Annotated in this window: 12 protein-coding genes; 9 read left to right on the forward strand and 3 right to left on the reverse strand. The window is 64.1% G+C overall.

The genetic code is table 11. The features are described from left to right. Nucleotides 1-70 precede the first annotated feature (70 nt). Nucleotides 71-841, forward strand: a complete 771-nt coding sequence (locus tag ACSQ8Y_RS07600) for a FadR/GntR family transcriptional regulator (protein WP_436265840.1) — start codon at nt 71-73, stop codon at nt 839-841. A gap of 235 nt (nt 842-1,076) precedes the next feature. Here ACSQ8Y_RS07600 and ACSQ8Y_RS07605 read toward each other — a convergent pair whose 3' ends face one another. Further along, nucleotides 1,077-1,514: a hypothetical protein gene (locus ACSQ8Y_RS07605; RefSeq protein ID WP_436265841.1), complete on the reverse strand. Its 438-nt coding sequence runs from the start codon at nt 1,512-1,514 to the stop codon at nt 1,077-1,079. A 211-nt stretch (nt 1,515-1,725) separates the two neighbouring features. Between ACSQ8Y_RS07605 and ACSQ8Y_RS07610 the strand changes: the two genes are divergently transcribed. Further along, entirely contained in the window at nt 1,726-2,466 is a 741-nt protein-coding gene (locus ACSQ8Y_RS07610; protein ID WP_436265842.1) for a substrate-binding periplasmic protein, read from the forward strand. Nucleotides 2,467-2,621: 155 nt separating this feature from the next. Next, nucleotides 2,622-4,919 carry a TonB-dependent receptor domain-containing protein gene (locus ACSQ8Y_RS07615; protein WP_436265843.1) on the forward strand — a complete coding sequence of 766 codons (2,298 nt, stop codon included), beginning with the start codon at nt 2,622-2,624 and terminating at the stop codon, nt 4,917-4,919. Nucleotides 4,920-4,923: 4 nt separating this feature from the next. Here ACSQ8Y_RS07615 and ACSQ8Y_RS07620 read toward each other — a convergent pair whose 3' ends face one another. Further along, nucleotides 4,924-6,132: a D-amino acid dehydrogenase gene (locus ACSQ8Y_RS07620; protein ID WP_436265844.1), complete on the reverse strand. Its 1,209-nt coding sequence runs from the start codon at nt 6,130-6,132 to the stop codon at nt 4,924-4,926. 327 nt (nt 6,133-6,459) lie between these two features. Here ACSQ8Y_RS07620 and ACSQ8Y_RS07625 point away from each other — a divergent pair, with 327 nt between their 5' ends. Both ACSQ8Y_RS07625 and ACSQ8Y_RS07630 read left to right on the forward strand, forming a co-directional pair. Beyond that, nucleotides 6,460-9,345 carry a ligand-binding sensor domain-containing diguanylate cyclase gene (locus ACSQ8Y_RS07625; protein ID WP_436265845.1) on the forward strand — a complete coding sequence of 962 codons (2,886 nt, stop codon included), beginning with the start codon at nt 6,460-6,462 and terminating at the stop codon, nt 9,343-9,345. 318 nt (nt 9,346-9,663) lie between these two features. Then, on the forward strand, nt 9,664-10,065 hold the full coding sequence (locus ACSQ8Y_RS07630) for an ATPase domain-containing protein (protein WP_436265846.1): 402 nt from the start codon (nt 9,664-9,666) through the stop codon (nt 10,063-10,065). Here the strand turns inward: ACSQ8Y_RS07630 and ACSQ8Y_RS07635 are convergent. Beyond that, nucleotides 10,010-11,338 (reverse strand): IS4 family transposase, encoded by a 1,329-nt coding sequence (locus ACSQ8Y_RS07635; RefSeq protein ID WP_436264815.1) that lies wholly within the window; start codon nt 11,336-11,338, stop codon nt 10,010-10,012. The genes ACSQ8Y_RS07630 and ACSQ8Y_RS07635 overlap by 56 nt on opposite strands. Nucleotides 11,339-11,476: 138 nt before the next feature. Between ACSQ8Y_RS07635 and ACSQ8Y_RS07640 the strand changes: the two genes are divergently transcribed. The 4 genes from ACSQ8Y_RS07640 to ACSQ8Y_RS07655 all read left to right on the forward strand — a co-directional run bounded on the left by ACSQ8Y_RS07640 (nt 11,477) and on the right by ACSQ8Y_RS07655 (nt 17,448). Then, a complete protein-coding gene (locus tag ACSQ8Y_RS07640; RefSeq protein ID WP_436265847.1) occupies nt 11,477-12,883 on the forward strand; it encodes an ATPase domain-containing protein in 1,407 nt (468 codons plus the stop codon). 6 nt (nt 12,884-12,889) lie between these two features. After that, nucleotides 12,890-13,174, forward strand: coding sequence for a circadian clock KaiB family protein (locus tag ACSQ8Y_RS07645; RefSeq protein WP_436265848.1), 285 nt, complete (start codon nt 12,890-12,892; stop codon nt 13,172-13,174). Between the two features lie 30 nt (nt 13,175-13,204). Continuing rightward, a complete protein-coding gene (locus tag ACSQ8Y_RS07650; protein ID WP_436265849.1) occupies nt 13,205-15,862 on the forward strand; it encodes an EAL domain-containing protein in 2,658 nt (885 codons plus the stop codon). Nucleotides 15,863-15,966: 104 nt separating this feature from the next. Continuing rightward, the gene (locus ACSQ8Y_RS07655; protein ID WP_436265851.1) at nt 15,967-17,448 is read left to right on the forward strand and encodes a glycosyl hydrolase family 28 protein; all 1,482 of its coding nucleotides are present in this window, start codon (nt 15,967-15,969) and stop codon (nt 17,446-17,448) included. Nucleotides 17,449-17,533 lie beyond the last annotated feature (85 nt).

The following is a 17,533-nucleotide window of genomic DNA, read 5'->3' on the forward strand; positions in this document are numbered from 1 at the left end:
CAATTCCTTTGAACTTTTTCAGCAAGAATGGGCTTCGGGTGGGTAAAATGTTCCTATGCACACAGTAAATATGGAAAACAGCTTTCAGACAGGCACCCTGGGCGCACGGGTGGCCGAGCAATTGCTGAGCAAGATACGCGCGGAAGGGCTGGCGCCGGGCACGCGGCTGCCGTCCGAGCAGGCCATGGCGCAGCACTTCGGGGTGAGCCGGACCGTGGTCCGCGATGCGATAGGCCTGCTGAAAGCGGACGGCTTGCTGGAAACCCGGAAGGGAAGCGGCGCCTTCGTGTGCCAGGCCGACGCGGCGCCGGCGTTCCGGTCCGACAGCATGAGAGCGCAATCGATCCAGTCGCTGCTCAACATCATCGAAGTGCGCGAGGGGATGGAGGCCGAGATTGCGGCGCTCGCCGCGGTGCGCCGCACGCCGGGACAGCTGGCCGACATCGAACACGCGCTACGCAAACTGGAAGAAGCGGTGGCTGCGGGCTCGGACGGCGTGGAGGAAGATGCGAATTTTCACCAGTGCATCGCCATGGCGACCGGCAATCCGGCCTGGGTGCGCCTGGTGGACATGTTTGCCGAGCCGATACGTTCGGCCGTGAAGGTCACGCGCGCCAACGAGGCGCGCCGCGAAGACTTTACGCGCCAGGTGCAGGACGAGCACGAGCAACTGCTGGCCGCGATCGCGGCGCGCGACCCCGAACAGGCGCGCGCCGCAGCCAAGAGCCACATGGAGCACGCGGCCAAGCGGGTGCGCGAGGCGGACCGTGAGTTCTGGCGCGGCAAAGGCGGCGAACTGGCGCGCAGCCTGTCGGAACAATCGGCCGACTGGACAAGCTGACGCCAGCCTGAGCCGGCGTTCCGATGTCTGCTCCCACAGAGAGCGCATCAAGCCCGTCATTGCCTCGCCGCTGGAACCGGTCGCGCCTTTCGTGGCGTAGCGCCCCAGCAGAAGCAGGGCACTGATAAAGCACAGCAGTGCGGCGACGGTTCGCACCAGCTTGCTCTGGTTCAAAGTCGCACGTGCCTGAACCAAGTCGCTTGGCGCGCGGAGGGCAGACGGGCGCCTGCCGCCTCTACTTTGGACGGTTCGCAGGGACAGCTTGAGTCGCTGGCGCCGCTTCGGCTGGCGCCGGCTGTGCGTAGACGACTACCGGAGCGGCAGATGCGGGAGGGCACTTGAGACCTGCGCTGCTCAGCAGGAAAGACGTGGCCGAGATTGTTACTGCGGCGCCGCCTATGATTGCACCGACAACCCACCTGATGATTTCGCTTTGGACCCGGTAGACGTTGGCCTCAATCAGCGCCAATTTCGTATTGAGCTCGTCGCGCGCGGACAGTATTCCCGATTTTATCGTTTGGTCCAGCATGTCCATGCGCGCAATTGACTGCGCCTGGTACTCCTTCAGGTTCCCGGCAAATTCGGCATTTGCGAGACGAACTTCGCCAAGCAAGTGGGCGGATGTGCCCTCGAGCTTGGCATCAATGTAGTCCTTATCGGTACTGGCGGCCATACGATCATCATCCGCCCGGACATCGCCAGTGTCAAATGTCCAGGCGGGGAAAGTTAATCCAGGTCAATATTTCGTTTTGCCAAGGCCTTTTGGCGCGCGCCGGAGGCCGGGGCTTTGCTCATGCTGGCGGCCAGCCCATTTTAGGGTAAGCTAGCTCGGTGCTATGTCTCTATGGAATATTTCTGCCCTCACACCATTAGGATGATCCGCCATGAGTATGGTCCCGCTGAAAGTGCTGTCTGTTCTCCTGCCGGGCATCGTCGCGTGCGGCGTACAGGCCAGGGAGATCAAGGTTTACTGGACCGACAATCCGCCGTTGATATGTGAAAAGAATGGCGAACTGGATTGTGTCGCTGGAGTATTGATCAGGAATGCTGCCAAGGCGGGCGGCATCAGTATCCGGAGTGTGGAGATTCCCTGGGCGAGGGCGCCGGGAGTTCTCGACAGAATCCCGAATGCCATTTTTGCTGCCACAGGGAAAAATGAATTCACGGAGAAGAGCTTCAACTGGTTCTTCCAGGTCTATTCCGACAAAGTCAACGTCTTTACCCTCGATGAGAAAACCATCAAATCGGACGCGGAACTGGCACGCCTGGGGAAAATCGCGGTACGGCGTGGCAGCCCATTTATCGACTACCTGAAAAAACGCGGTATTCAGGACAAGGTTCACGAGACCAACGATTGGCGCCAGGCGGTCGCCATGATGGAAATGCGGCGCGTCGATGCGCTATGCCTTACCAACCTGATCGGCACGACGAACATCGTCACCTTGGGCAATGTCAGCGAGTCGCGCCTTAATCGTTACCAGGTGGGGGATATGTCCTGGTACATCATCACCGCTTCGGACCATGCGCTGAACGAAGACCTGCAGCAGCTTCAGGCGCTGATGACAGTGGAAAAGGCGAAACCTTACTTTCAAGAGATACTGAAAGCATACAAGGTGCAGAACTGATGCCTGCTCGGCGTCCACGGGACGATGGGCCTGTGCGGCTAAATGTTTCTGCTGTGTAAAGCCCGTGTAAAGCTGCGTAAATGCAAACTATCTATCGCTGAAGCACGGATAGAATGCGGTCATCCCTTACATGCAGCTCTATTTATCACCGGCCGATGCAAAAAATTTTCCTCACCTGCTGCGTCGCCAGCGGCGCCGCACTGCTTCCCGGTAGCGCCGCTCTGGCGCAGACGAAACCCGCCGCCCCGTCCGAGGTGGTGCTGAAAGCCAAACCGGAGCCCAAGTCCGCCGCCGCGAAGTCCACCGAAACCGGCGCGCCCGTGACGTCGGTGACGGTGGCCGGCGAGCGCCCGACCAACCGCATCGACCGCCAGGTATACGACGTCAAGTCCGACGTCGGCAGCAGCAACGGCACGGCGGCGGACGCCTTGAACAACGTGCCCTCGGTGGCCGTCGATCCCGACGGCACGGTCACTCTGCGCGGCAGCACCAATGTGCAGATCCTGGTCGACGGCAAGCCGTCGGCCATGATGCAGGGCGATAACCGCGGCGCCACGTTGAACGCGCTGGCGGCGGACGACATCGAATCGGTGGAAGTGATCAACAACCCCGGGGCCCAGTTCGGCAACGAGGGCGGCGGCGGCCCCATCCTGAACCTGGTGATGCGCCGCAACCGCAAGCCGGGCGGCTTCGCCACGGTCAACGCCAACGGCGGTACGGCGGGGCGCTACAACAGCGCCGTGTCGGGCAGCTACAACGAGGGCCCGTGGGGCTACCAGGGCGGCATCAACGTCCGCCACGACGGCCGCAACTCGACCGGTGAAACCGTGCGCGACCGGTTCAATCCCGCCACCGGCGCCACCGAGCACAGCACCCAGGCGTCGGTCGCCAAGGGCCTGAACAACATGGCCGGCCTGAACGGACTTGTCAGCTACAACCTCGGCGCGCAGGACACGCTGACCGCCAGCGCGTCCTACAACGCGCGCGGCAACGACCAGACATCGACCGACCGCTACGTCTCCTACGCCGGCGCGGCCACCATCGGCGACTACGTGCGCAGCACGCTGCGCGACGGCGAAGGCAAGAATTACAGCTGGGGCGCGCGCTGGGACCGCAAGGGCGCGCTGCCCGGCGAAACCCTGAAGACCGATCTGCGCGTCTCCGCCTCCGACAACCGCAGCGACAGCGCCTACGCCAACGTGGTCGCCGTGCGCCGTTTCAACGCTGGCGACAGCCGCAGCCGCCAGTCCAGCGAGTTCAGCAACCGCATCGTCGACTTTACCGGCGACTATGAACGGCCGCTGGCGGGCGGCACGGCCAAGCTGGGCTACAAACTGGCCAGCACCAGGAACAGCTTCGACACACTGTATGCCGGCATCAACCTGGCCACGCTGGCGGAAACGGCCGATCCGGCGCGCAGCAACCGCTTCAATCTGGAGGAACGCACGGTGGCGTTGTACGGCTCCTACCAGATGCGCTTGAACGAGCGCTGGGGTGCGCTGGCGGGCCTGCGCGCAGAATACACCGACATGGACATCGAACAGGTCACCAGCGGCACCGAGGCCAGGAACAGCTATGTCAACGCCATTCCCAGCTTCTTCGCCACCTACAAGGCGAGCGACACGGCCAATTTGCGTTTCAGCTACGCGCACCGCATCCGCCGTCCGCTGGCGAACGACTTGAATCCCTACGTTGTTTACCGCGATGAGCTGAACGTCTCGTCCGGCAATCCGATGCTGAAGCCGACCAAGACCGATTCCTTCGAACTGGGTTACGAAACCAGGTTCGGCGCGCTGGAGACCAATCTGCGCGGCTACTTCCGCAGCGACACCGACGCCATCGTCGACCGCCGCTACTTCATCGGCGACAACGTGCTGCTGACCACGCGTGAAAACGGCGGCAGCGGCCATGCGGGCGGCCTGGAGTTCACCGTCAACGGCAAGCTGACGCCGTCGCTGACGCTGAATACCAGCGGCAACCTGGCCCGCAGCGAGCAGACCGCGCGCGACCTGACGGGCGCGGAGATCACGCGGAGCGCGACGTCGCTGAGCGGCCGCGCGCGCCTGAACTACCAGGTCGACAGCGCCACCCAGCTGCAGGCGGCATTGCAAATGCAGGGCAAGACACTGACCGGCCAGGGTTACCGGGAACCGAACCGGACGCTCAATCTGAGCCTGCGCCGCGCGCTGACTCCGCAGCTCAACCTGGTGCTGAACGTGACCGATGTGTTCAGTTCAAACAGGATGGCATCGGTCATCGATACGGCGACGCTGAAGGAAAATACGATACGTCGCTTTGACGGCCGCGTCGCCTACATCGGCCTGTCCTACCGCATAGGAGGCGCGTCGAGCGCGGCCGAGGCGCGGCCGGAGCAGCGTCCAGGACCGGGGCAGGGTCCCGGGCAAGGACCAGGCGGTCCGCCGCGCGGCGAGGGAGCCGGGCCCGTTTTCTGACGCCTCAGCGCCGGCTGTCCCGCAGCACGGCCTCGGCCACCGCGTCGGCGGTGACGGCCGCCAGCGTCCAGCCCAGATGGCCGTGCCCGGTGTTGTAGAACACGCCCGGCGCGCGGCCGCGTCCCACCTTGGGCATCATGTCGGGCATGGTTGGCCGCAGGCCTGCCCACGGCACCACCGAGCGCGTATTGACGTCGGGGAAGCAGCGCTCCACCCAATCCACCAGCGGCCGGATACGGTCGGCGCGGATGTCGCGGTTCATGCCGTTGAATTCGGCCGTCCCGGCGATGCGCAAGCGATCCTGCCCCAGCCTGCTGGCCACCAGCTTGGTGGCGTCGTCGAGCAGGCTCACCTGGGGCGCGCCGAGCTGGCTTTCCGGCGTGGTCAGGTTGACGGTGATCGAATAGCCTTTGACCGGATACACGTTGACATGGTCCCCCAGCATCGCGCCGAAGCGGCGGCTGCCATTGCCGGCGCACACGACGACGCCGTCGTAAGTCGCGCCGCCGCGCGCGCCCACCAGCACGCCGCGGCCGTCTGCGGACAAGCGGCCGATGTCGCTTCCGTACACGCAGCGCACGCCCAGGCGCTCGATGGCCGCCGCCATGCCGACGGTGAATTTGTGTATGTCGCCGCTGGCGTCGCTGTCGGTGTAGAACCCGCCGTAGTAATCGCCGGCCAGCGTTGGTTCGATCGCCCGCATCTCCGACGGCGTGACCGCGCGCCGTTCCAGGCCGCCCTGCGCCAGCAGGCGCGTGACTTGCGCCGCATGGTCGAAGCCGGCCTTGTCGTGGTAGATGTGCAGGATGCCTTTACGCTTGAGGTCGAACTCGATGTTTTCCTCGGCGGCCCAGGCGTACAGATGCTGGCGCGCGGCCACCGCCATGCGCGCCGTCGCGATGGTGTTGTCGCGGTAGCGCGGCATGGCGCCAAGGAACTCGGCGAACCAGGAAAGCTGGTGCCAGCTTGCCGCCGGACGCACCAGCAGCGGCGCATCGTGGCGCCACATCCATTTCAGCCCTTTGAGCACGGTGGACCAGTGGTTCCAGGCTTCCGCGTTCGATGCCGACAGCTGGCCGCCATTGGCGAACGACGTCTCCATGGCAGGGTAGCGGTGACGCTCATACAAGGTGACGTCCAGGCCGCGCTTGGCCAGCGCGTAGGCAGTGGTGACGCCGGTGATGCCGCCGCCGATGACTGCGATAGTCTTCATGGGTCAATATTTGGTCAGGTGAGGCGATAGCGCGCAGTCTAGCTTGCGCATCTTACACGATCCCGGGCTGGCGTGCGGCGGGCTCCGCCTGTGGCTGGGCCGCGTCGGCGGGCCGATTGCGAAGGAATTCTTCTTGGCAAAGGCGGAGCTCCGCCGTAAGCTGATCCTGCGCAATAGTGCAACCATGAACGCAGAGGCCGAGCCTTGCCGGGACGACAAACATTCATCAAAACGCGTGATCGGGCCCCCGGTCCGTATTGCGGACTGCGGACCCTGCGGCCGCTGCTGCTGCTGGCACGGCTGCTGGCACGGCTGTTGGTACGGTTGTTGGCGCCGTTGTTGGCGCCGCTGGTGGTGCTGTTGCTGCCAGCCCTTGCTGCGGCGCAGCAAATGCCTTTGCGGTATTTCGGCCAGCAAGAGGGCCTGGCCAATCTGGCCGTCACGGCGCTGGCGCGCGACGGCGCCGGTTACCAGTGGGTGGGCACCGAGAACGGCTTGTTCCGCTACGACGGCGCCGGATTCCAGCGTTATGGGCAAGCCGAGGGTCTGAGCGATCCCCTGGTCACTGCGGTGCTGGTCGATCATGAAGATAAATTGTGGGTCGGCAGCTACAACGGTCTCTTCCTCAAGGTCGGTGAGGGCTTGCAGCCCGTGCTGCTGGAAGACGGCCGGAAGATCGGCGTGCGGCCGTCCCAGAGCCTGGTCGCCGGTCCCGGCGGGAGCCGCTACCTGGTGAGCGGCCAGCGCGTCCACAGGCTGACGCTGCGCGACGGCCGGGCCCGGCTGCAGCCGGTGTTCTCCGAGCAGCAGATCGCGCAGCACGCCGTGCTGGCCGAGATCGCCAGCGTGCACGCCGACAAGGATGCTAGCCTCTGGCTGGGTTGCGGCCAATCGCTGTGTCAGAGCGGTGCGGCGGGCGTGACCGTGTGGGGCCCCGCGCAGGGCGTGCCTGCCGACAGCTGGCGCGCCATCGTGCGCGATCGCAGCGGACAGTTATGGGCGCGCGGAGACCACCGCATCGCGGCCCTGCCGTCCGGGGCCAAACGATTCGTCGACCGCACCCCGCCGGGCGATCTGCTGCGCAAGACCAATCTGCGGCCGGTGCTGGGCGAGGACGGCCAGGGCCGCATCCTGAGCAATGCCGATGTCGGCCTGCTCCGCTGGGACGGATCGCGCTGGGAACACTACGGTTCCGCCAACGGCTTGCGCACGGCCGGCAGCCTGACCGCGCTGCAGTTCGATCAGGGCGGCGGTCTGTGGATGGGTTCGCGCGGCCTCGGTCTGATTACCTGGCTGGGCTACGGGAACTGGGAAAACTGGACCGCCGCGCAGGGCTTGCCGGACGACGTGGTGCTCTCCTTCGTCCGCGATGCCGCCGGCGTGCTCTACGCCGGCACCCGCTCCGGCCCGGCCAGGTTGATGCCTGGCGCGCAACGTTTCATCCCGGCTGCGGCAGGCGTGTCCGGCGACCAATGGTCCAGCATGGTGCTGGACGGGGGCGGCCAGGTATGGGGCGGCTCGTATTCCGGTGTGCTGACGCGCCTGACCGGCGAGGGCGAGGCGACGTTTCATCCGAGCCGCCTGCCGCTGATTAACCGCTTGCTGGTCGACGAGCGGCAGCGCCTCTGGCTGGCCACGCGCGATGGCATCGCCGTGCTCGACACCACCAAGCCGGAGCAGCCGGCGCATCCTCCGGAAGGCCTGGTGCAGCCCGGCGGCGCCGAGCAGGCTGGCTACACCTCCCTGTGCAGGGGCGGCGGCGGGGCAATCTGGTTCCAGAGCGCGCAGCAATTGCTGCGCCTGGACGGCGGCGGCTGGAGCCGGCATCCCATCGATAAGGCAATCGGCGGCGCGGAGTTGAGCGACATGAGTTGTTCCGCGGACGGCTCCCTGTGGCTGGGCGACACGTCGGGGCGCTTGTGGCGTGCCACTCCCGGCAAGCAAGGCTTGCAGTACCGGGCTATCGACAACCGCCTGCTGGGCGGCGCCAGCATCCTGGGCCTGCACGAGGACAAACGCGGCTGGCTCTGGGTGGGCACGGACGCCGGCATCGCCATCTGGAATCGGGCGCAATGGCGCTTTTTCAACCAGAACGATGGCTTGGTCTGGAACGACACCAACGGCAGTGTCTTTTACGAGGACACCGATGGCTCCATGTGGATCGCAACGAGCAACGGCGCCTCCCATGTGCACCGCCCCGAACTGTTGTTCGCGCCGCAAGACCTGAGCGTGCGGATCCAGGCGGCCCGCAGCGACGGCCAGCCGCTGGCGCTGGGGGCGCCTTGGGCCTTGCCCTGGTCGAGCGCGTCGCTGGAGCTGAATCTGGCCAGTCCGCACTACCAGGACCGCAGCAGGTTGCGCTTTCACTACCGGATGGCCGGGCTCGAAAGCGGCTGGGCCGAGTCCGCCGTTCCGCACGTGCGCTATGCCGCCTTGCCGCCGGGCGACTACCAGTTCGAATACTACGTCAGCAACGCCAACAGCCAGAGTGCATCGGCAGTGCAAACACATGCGGTCAGGGTATCTCCGCCGTGGTGGCGCACCGTGCCGTTCTACCTGCTGAGCGGTGTGCTGGCGGTCCTGGCGCTGACGTTGTTGTATCGCCTGCGGATCCGGCATTTGCTGCGGCGCCAGCATTACACGGAGCAGCTGGTGCGCGAGCGGACGCGGGAACTGGAGCTGTCGCGCGAGCAGCTGGCGCAGCGCGCCCTGAGGGACAGCCTGACCGGCGCCTGGAACCGCGGTGCCATCCTGGACATCCTGGAGCGCGCGCTGGAACAGGCGCTCGCGCAGCAACGCCCCTTGCTGGTGATCCTGCTGGACCTGGACCATTTCAAACGCGTCAACGATACCCATGGCCATGCCGCCGGCGACGCCGTGCTGCGCGAAGCGGTGGCGCGCCTGGGGGGCGCTGTGCGGCTCAGCGACGCCGTGGGGCGCTACGGCGGCGAGGAGTTCCTGGTGCTGCTGCCGGGACTGGACGAGGCCAGCGGACACCAGCGCGTCGAGCAGCTGCGGCAGGCGATCCGCTGCGAACCGATCCGCGTCAGCGAGCAGGAGTCGATCACCGTGACCGGCAGCTTCGGCGTCATCGCTTTCGAACCGCGCCGCCCGCTGGCCTCGGCGGAACTGATCGAGCGAGCCGACCAGGCCCTGTACCGCTCCAAGGAAAACGGGCGCGACCGTATCGAATACGCGGCGGACGGGGGTTGATATTCAAATGAAAGTAAATACCCTCCGCCTTATACGCCGTCGCGGAATCGAATTTTTGCCGATTCGCATACGCATGATGTTCCTGTAAATGTGAGATAGGGCTTGTCCAGAACAGCGGCCGCTGTTTAGCGCTTTTGTGGCCGAAAAACTGATTAAATATATTATTGCCTGAGAATAAGAAGGGTGCGTGCTAAACTGAATTTTACGTTTCCGGCGGCTGAAAAATATTTCAGATGGCCTGTTCTGTCCCGGTCGTATCCTTTCCGCAGCCGGACTTTAGCGCTAGCGGATTTCATCTTATTCATAGGGTATACGGCCATGAACCAAGCACCGACGGCGTCATCGCGGGGATTTTCGAAAGCGTTGACCGGCATTACCGGCCTGAATGAAATGACCGACGGCGGTTTGCCGAGAGGACGGACGACTTTGCTGGCCGGCGGCCCCGGCTCGGGAAAAACCATTTTATCGTTGCAATTCCTGGTGCACGGCGCCCGCGAGTGCAATGAACCGGGCATTTTCGTCGCGTTCGAAGAGGCGTCGGAGCGCATCGTTGCCAACGCCAATGGTTTCGGCTGGGACATTCCGTATTTGCAGGACAAAAAGGCGCTGTATTTCCTCAATGCGCAGCCCGCGCCCGACCCATGCCCTTATACAGAAATCCGTTTCATCGATAGGTCGAGACAGCGCGGATGGCCTCGGCTGCCATGCGCACTTTTCTGAGTCCGTTCCAAATTGCTTTGACGCCGGGTTCTCCATCGCCTTTGCGAGCTAGGAAGCCGCCGAATCCGGCAATCAGGCGCAGCACTTCGTTCAGGCGTGGTGATGCCGGCGGTGGTCCTTTGCTGCGCATGTACGCCGCCTGAATTTCTGCCCGGTCAAAGAATTGTGTAGCGTCCAGATCGGGGCAAGTACGGCCCAAGCGCATCAGATGCGCAACGCGCCAAGCCACGACGAGATACATGGCAATGGCGCGCTCCAGCCGGCCCGCCTGCGACAATTGAAGCGCTTCAATGCGGCAGGCGTTCTTGAGGATATCGAACAGCATTTCAATTTCCCAGCGTGCGCGATACCAGTCGATCAATTCGATGACCTCGTCCCGGCTGGTGGCCTGCCGGTTCGTCAGCAAGCGCCATTCGACCGGCTTGGCCCCCTTCGGCGCATCGATCTCGCGTGCCACGATGCAGGTCACGGCAACCCTGCCTTTGCCTGCGGGAAGTTCGATGCGCTGAGCCCATAGTTGCTGACGCACGGGCCTTGCCTTGACGCCGTGCCGGGAGGCCATCGTGAACGCGATCTCGCCCAGGACGGGGCCGGCCGTGGTGTGGTCCCACAGCTTGCCGCCGTCAGGCAGGCAGCGGTTGTGCGCCGCACGGATCAACCAATCAGCTGGCGCTCCCAACTCTTGAGCACGCCGCATCAGCGGCATCAAATCGGCTTCCCGATCGGCCAGATAGACCAGCCTGGTATGCGGGAAGTCGGCCGCCATCTCGGCAATGCGGTCGTAGCCCTCCACCCAGCGCAGGCTTTCCTTCGGACCACCCCGCTTGCCGGAGTCGTCCTTCTTGGTGCGCGCCCACATCCAGGCATCGAGCACGCCCAGCGCTTCGCGCGCCGGCGTCACGGCATAGGTAGGGTGCAAATACATGCCGCGTTGGGCCTCGTAGCTCAACGGCCCTAGCCCCTCGGTCTCCTGCCCGTTGAAATTCAATTCGGTCGTGTCTTGCAGGCACAGCATCACGGGGTGCTCCTGCATCCGGCGCCGCGTTTGCTCCCAGTGCGGTGCCATGATGTCGCGCCAATCGACCGCCTCGTTACCCAAGAAACGGTAGGCCGCCATCGTTTCGCCCCAGCCATGGCAGGCATCCGGGATACTGGCCACCGGATCGGCTGCAAATCGTTCCATCAACGTCCTCGCTCGCTTGTTGAGGCGCGCGTCGCCGAGATCCAACTGTGCAAATTCATTGGCCGCCCAGTGTGCTGATGCTATCGTCAACGCGTCACCTAAAAGGCGAGAGTAAACGCGAAATGGCGGTAGTTTACAAGGGGCGTTGCAAGTCCTTGAATGTAAACGGGTTTTCTGGGTGCGCTTCGGTCAGATCCGACTTATGTATAAGGGCATGCGCCCGACCTGGTGCTCTCAGGCAACTTCGACCTGAGCGGCATGCTGGCCGCGCTGGAAGGGCAGGCTGCGGCGATGAAATCGAAGCGCATCGTCATCGATGCGCTCGACATTGTGCTGGCCTTGCTGCCCGACGCCATGTCCAAACGGCGCGAAATCTATCGCCTGCACGATTGGCTGCTGCGGCACGAAATGACGGCCATCATCACCGCCAAGACAGGCGAGGGGGCCGACAACTTCATGCCGCAGTCCTTCGGTTTCATGCAGTTCATGGTCGATTGCTCCATCGTCCTGAACCACAGCGTCGTGCTCGGGGTGTCCCAGCGCAATGTGAGGGTGCAGAAATACCGCGGCTCGGCGTTCGATGAAAACGAGTCGCCCTTCCTGATCAGCAAGAAGGGCTTCGAGGTGGCTGTCGCGCGCACCCTGGGCCACGTCGACGCGAACGTGACCAATGAGCGTGTCTCCAGCGGCATCGAACGGCTGGACACCATGCTGGGGGGCGGCTACTACCGCGGCGCCAGTGTCCTCATCACCGGCTTTCCCGGCACCGCCAAGACCACGCTGAGCGGTGCGTTCGCGGAGGCGGCCTGCCGGCGCGGCGAGCGCACCATGTTCGTCAGCTTCGATTCCGACGGGTCGGAGGTGGTGCGCAACCTGTCCTCGGTGGGCATCAAGCTGGACGCCTATGTCAAGAGCGGGTGCCTGAGCATGATATCGGCGCGCACCATCACCGGCAGCGCGGAAACTTACCTGGTGCGCATCAAGACGCTGGCTATCGAGCACGCCGCGCGCTGCCTGGTGATCGATCCCGTCTCGACGCTGTCCAAATCGGGCAACGAGCTGACCGCGCACAGCGTGGCCGAACGGTTGATCGACTGGTCCAAGTCGCAGGGTATCACGCTGGTATGTACCAGCTTGCTCGACGAAATGGCGAGCCAGGCGGAAGGCGGCTCGCCGCTGCAGATTTCGACCTTGGCCGACACCTGGATACACCTCAACTACCTGGTCCAGGCGGGCGAGCGCAACCGTGGCATGTCCATCATCAAATCGCGCGGCACGGCGCACTCGAACCAGGTGCGTGAACTGATCCTCAGCGACACCGGCGTCACCCTGGCCGATACGTACAGCGCCGGCGGCGAGGTGCTGATGGGCACTTTACGGTGGGAGAAGGAGAGCGCGGAGCGGGTCAACGCGGAATTGGCGGAAGTGGCTGCCCAGCTCAAGCAAGTCCGGCTCGATGCCGAGGAGGCGGAACTGGAGGTGCGGCTCAAGGCCGTGCAGACCGAACTGGTCGCCAAGCAGGTCGAGAAGGCGCTGCTGGTCCGCACCATCGAAAGCCGGGAGCGCGAAGTGGTGCGGGGACGCAGCCGGATGGCGGAGTTGCGAGGCGCGGACCTTCATACGGAGAGAGAGTAAGACAGCATGGATTGTACTTCCATTTACAAATTCCGCCTTTACGTGGCGGGCGACGCGCAGAATTCCGTACAGGCCAGGGCGAACCTGCAGGCGCTGTGCGACACCCATCTGGCTCAGCGCTACGAAATCGAAGTCATCGACGTCTTCCGCGAGCAGATGCGCGCGCTGGAGGACGGTGTCTTCATGACGCCGACCCTGCTCAAGCTGGAGCCGCTCGCCGAGCGCAGGATAGTGGGCACCTTGAACCAGACGGGCGACGTGCTGCTCGCCCTCGGCCTGCCGCCGGGATAAGACGCGCGGGCATGCAGGAAGGAGGCCGCCATGGAAGTGACGAAACTGATTGCCACGCTGCACGACAGCGTGGAGCGGCTTGAGCAGCTCACCGGCGGCGAGATCGATTCGATCACCGACCGGCATGGCCGCCCATTTCTGCTGCGCCGCGCGCAGGAGCAGATGCGGCTGAACGAAGCCTCGCGCCAGACCGCCATGCTCAATGCGCTGCCGGCCCACATCGCGATGCTCGGCCCGGACGGCGTCATCATGTCGGTCAACGACGCTTGGCAATGCTGTGGCACGACGGATGCGGTACAGGCGCCCGGGCACGCCGTCGGGGAAAACTATCTTCGGCTGTGCGAACAGGCGCGGCGGGAAGGGACGCGCGGGGCAGAGGCGGCGCTCATCGCTGACGGCATCCGCGCCGTGTTGTCCGGCAAGCAGACCCGCTTCTCCTCCGAATATTCCTGCATGGCGGATGGCCAGCTGGTCTGGTTTCTGCTGACCGCGTCACCGCTGGCGGCGGAATCCCGCCAGGGCGCTGTGGTGATGCACTTGGACATCACCGAGCAAAAGCAGGGACAGGAAGACCTGCGGCGCTTCCGCACGGCGATGGATTCCACCGCCGACGGCATCTTTCTGCTGAATCGGGCGACGATGCGTTTCGTGGAAGTCAACGACACCGCCTGCACCATGTGCGGCTACAGCCGGGAGGAGCTCATGCTGATGGGCTCGGCCGATATTTGTGCCGCGTCGCCGTCCGATCTTGAAGCGCTGTACGACGATCTGATTGCGAAGGGGACCAACGAATGCGCTTTGGCCCGCATACGCCGCAAGGATGATTCCTGGGTGCACGTCGAAATCCATCGCCAGGCCCTGCGTTCCGGTGCCGACTGGATCATCGTTGCCGTGCTGCGCGATATCACAGAACGGAAGCAGGCAGAGCACCGGTTGCAGCACCAGGCCCACCACGACGGCCTGACGGGCTTGCCGAACCGCACGCTGTTCTACAATATCCTCGAGAAAATGCTGGGGCAGGCGCAACTCAATGGCTGGCTGCTCGCGGTGCTCTTTCTCGACCTGGACAACTTCAAGAACGTGAACGACACGCTGGGCCATTCTTGCGGCGACGAGCTGCTGATCCAGTTCAGCGACCGCCTTTCCCAATGCGTGCGCGTGCGCGACACGGTTGGGCGCCTTGGCGGCGACGAGTTCGCACTGATCGTCCTGATGCCGGACGGGAACAATACGGCGGCTGCCGTGGCCAACAAGATACGCGAAGTGCTGCGCCCGCCGTTCGCGCTCGGGGGGCACGAAGTGAACATGACGGCCAGCATCGGCATCACCATGCACCCGAATGACGCGTCGACTCCGGAAGAGCTGATCAAGTACGCCGACACGGCAATGTACCGGGCAAAACAGGCCGGGCGCGATGCTTTTCGCTTCTTTACCGCGCAGATGAACGTCGAGGTGCTGGCCAGGCTGGATTTGGAGATTGCCTTGCGCAAGGCACTGGAGAACGACGAGTTCCTGCTGCATTACCAGCCCAAGGTGCAAGCGGCCAGCGGGCGCATCGTCGGCCTGGAAGCGCTGTTGCGCTGGCAGCGCCCCGGATACGGCCTGGGGTCGCCGCAGGTCTTCATCGGCGTGCTGGAGGAAACCGGCCTGATCGTGGCAGCCGGGCGCTGGGTGATCGGCACGGCTTGCCGCCAGATCGGGGCCTGGCTGCGCTCCGGGATCGGCCCGGTGAATGTCTCGGTCAACGTCGCCGGGCGCCAGTTCGCCGAGGGCGACCTTGGGGCCGATGTGATCGAGGCGCTGCAAACCCACGGCGTGCCGCCGGATCTGCTTGAACTGGAACTGACCGAGAGCTCATTGATGGCCAACACGGAACGGACCATCACCACCCTGAAGAATCTGAAGCGGCTGGGCGTGCAAATATCGATCGACGACTTCGGCACCGGCTACTCGAGCCTGGCCTATCTGCGCCGCTTCCCCATCGACAAGCTGAAGATCGACATCGCCTTCATCCGGGAAGTGACCAGCAATCCGGACGATGCCGCCATCGTGCTGGCCATACTGGGCATGGCGCGCAGCCTGAAGCTCAATGTGATCGCCGAAGGGGTAGAGACGCCCGCCCAGCTGGCGTTCCTGCGGCGCCACCACTGCGACGAGATCCAGGGTTATCTGTTCAGCAAGCCGCTGCCGGTAGCGGCGCTGGAAGCGCTGCTGCTGCAGGATTTGCGCCTGCAACTGCCGGCGGCCCGCGCGGGCGAACTGCAAAAAACACTGTTGCTGGTCGATGACGATCCCAGTGTGCTGTCGTCGCTGCGGCGCCTGCTGCGCCTGGATGGCTACCGCCTGCTGTCGGCCGGGTCGGCGGCGGAAGGGTTCGACTTGCTGGCCAGATACGAAGTCCAGCTGATACTCTGCGACCAGCGCATGCCGCACATGAACGGGACGGAATTTCTCGACCGCGTCAAGGAAATGTATCCGGACATCTTCCGCATCATCCTGACCGGCTATACCGACCTGGAATCGATTGTGCAGGCGGTCAACAAGAGCGCGATCTACCGCTTCTATACCAAGCCCTGGGACAACAAAGTCCTGCGCGACGACTTGCGCGCCGCGTTTCGCCACTATAGCCTGCTGCACGACGTGTCGCTGGCCGATAACGACGGGGCCGATGCCTGTTCCCCGACCTGAGTCTAATATCTTGTGTCGCCCGCGAAAATCCTGATAATATTCGTTGTTGATATCGATAACACGGCCCGGGCATTCCACCCGGCCCATACAGGAGACAGCAAGTGTTGACAAAATATATCGCGGCAGTAGTGTGCGTGCTCGGCTGCGCAGCGGCTGTCCAGGCCGCGCCGGCCGCGCCGGCCGCGGCGGCGGCCAGCGGGGCGGATCGCCTGCAGACGTTCGCCTTCCCCCAGCCCATACGCTACACCCACCACAACGACGACTTCACGGTGCGCGTGCGCACCCCGGGCGGCGTGTGGCAGGACCTGTATGAATACCGGGTCAAGGTCGACCTCGATACCAAGCAGGAAGCGTCCATGGTGTACTTCAATTTCGACGGCAGCGTCGAAGTCGCCGTGCAAAAGAATAACGGCCGCTTCTCGGCGGTGGCGGTGCGGCCGGACGCCAAGGGCATCAAGCCGACGGTGAAGGACGGAGTTGCCTATTTCACGCTGCGCAAGCCTGAGAACCTGAGCGTCGAATTCGACGGCGACCGCCTGCACAACCTGCATCTGTTCACCCATGCGATCCGCAAGGACATGCCGGCCATCCCGGAAGGGCTGACCTCCGAGCAGATCACGCAGGGCACGGCGCCCGATTTCACGCAGCCGACGGTCTTCTTCGGCCCGGGCATCCACGCCGGCGAATTCCGCCTGCGCTCGAACTCCACGGTCTATATCCACGGCAGCGCGATGCTGAAAAATCCGCTGATCATCGACGGCGTGGAGAATGTCCGCGTGGTCAGCGACGGCCTGTTCTACGGCGTCAGCCAGCTGCAGATCCGCAATTCGAAGAAGGTGTCGATCGACGGTCCCATCTTCGTCAACCAGCCCGAAGGCACGATGCGCTGCATCACCTCGCAGGACGTGGAGGAGCGCAGCATCCGCTCCATCGGCGGCGCCCCCTGGTCGGACGGCCTGGGCCATTTCGCCTGCGAACGCGTCAACATCAGCGACAGCTTCATCCGCACCTCGGACGACTGCGTCACCATCTACAACCATCGCTGGGACATCTGGGGCAACTCGCGCGACATCAGCGTGCGCGACTCCACCCTGTGGGCCGACGTCGCGCACGCGGTGATGATAGGCATCCACGGCAACACGCCGAGCGCCGCCCATCCCGAGCCCGAGGTCATCGAGCGCATCCGCTTCAGCAATATCGATGTGCTCGAGCATGACGAGGACGATCCGGAGTACGAGGGCGTCATCGGCATCATGGCCGGCGACGACAACCTGGTGCGCGACGTGGTGTTCGAGGACATCCGCGTGGAACGCATCGAAGAGGGCATGCTGTTCAACCTGCACATCGCCTACACGCCCAAGTACAACACCAGCCCCGGCCGCGGCATCGAGAACGTCACGCTGCGCAACATCGCGTTCTCGGGCAAGGGTTCGCCGAATGCGTCCGTCATCTACGGCCACGACGCGAACCGCAAGGTCAAGGGCGTCTTGCTCGACAACGTCACCGTGGCCGGCAAGCGCCTGACGGGGCCGGAGCAGAATGTCCTGCACATCGGCCCCTTCGTCGAAGGCGTCAGCTACAAATAAGCAGGGCAGGGGCGGCGGCGCCGTCCCTTCGATTCAAGCGTGTGAACGACATTGTCGCCCCGTCTGGCGGCGTGTCGTTGCACGC

The organism is Pseudoduganella sp. LjRoot289 (assembly GCF_964252925.1).
Lineage (GTDB): Bacteria > Pseudomonadota > Gammaproteobacteria > Burkholderiales > Burkholderiaceae_D > Rugamonas.

Bases quoted from the DNA above. Each gene is read 5' to 3' on its own strand.
- ACSQ8Y_RS07630 (WP_436265846.1), top strand. From the start codon at position 9,664: ATGAACCAAGCACCGACGGCGTCATCGCGGGGATTTTCGAAAGCGTTG.
- ACSQ8Y_RS07600 (WP_436265840.1), top strand. From the start codon at position 71: ATGGAAAACAGCTTTCAGACAGGCACCCTGGGCGCACGGGTGGCCGAG.
- ACSQ8Y_RS07620 (WP_436265844.1), bottom strand. From the start codon at position 6,132: ATGAAGACTATCGCAGTCATCGGCGGCGGCATCACCGGCGTCACCACT.
- ACSQ8Y_RS07650 (WP_436265849.1), top strand. From the start codon at position 13,205: ATGGAAGTGACGAAACTGATTGCCACGCTGCACGACAGCGTGGAGCGG.
- ACSQ8Y_RS07610 (WP_436265842.1), top strand. From the start codon at position 1,726: ATGAGTATGGTCCCGCTGAAAGTGCTGTCTGTTCTCCTGCCGGGCATC.
- ACSQ8Y_RS07645 (WP_436265848.1), top strand. From the start codon at position 12,890: ATGGATTGTACTTCCATTTACAAATTCCGCCTTTACGTGGCGGGCGAC.
- ACSQ8Y_RS07605 (WP_436265841.1), bottom strand. From the start codon at position 1,514: ATGGCCGCCAGTACCGATAAGGACTACATTGATGCCAAGCTCGAGGGC.
- ACSQ8Y_RS07615 (WP_436265843.1), top strand. From the start codon at position 2,622: ATGCAAAAAATTTTCCTCACCTGCTGCGTCGCCAGCGGCGCCGCACTG.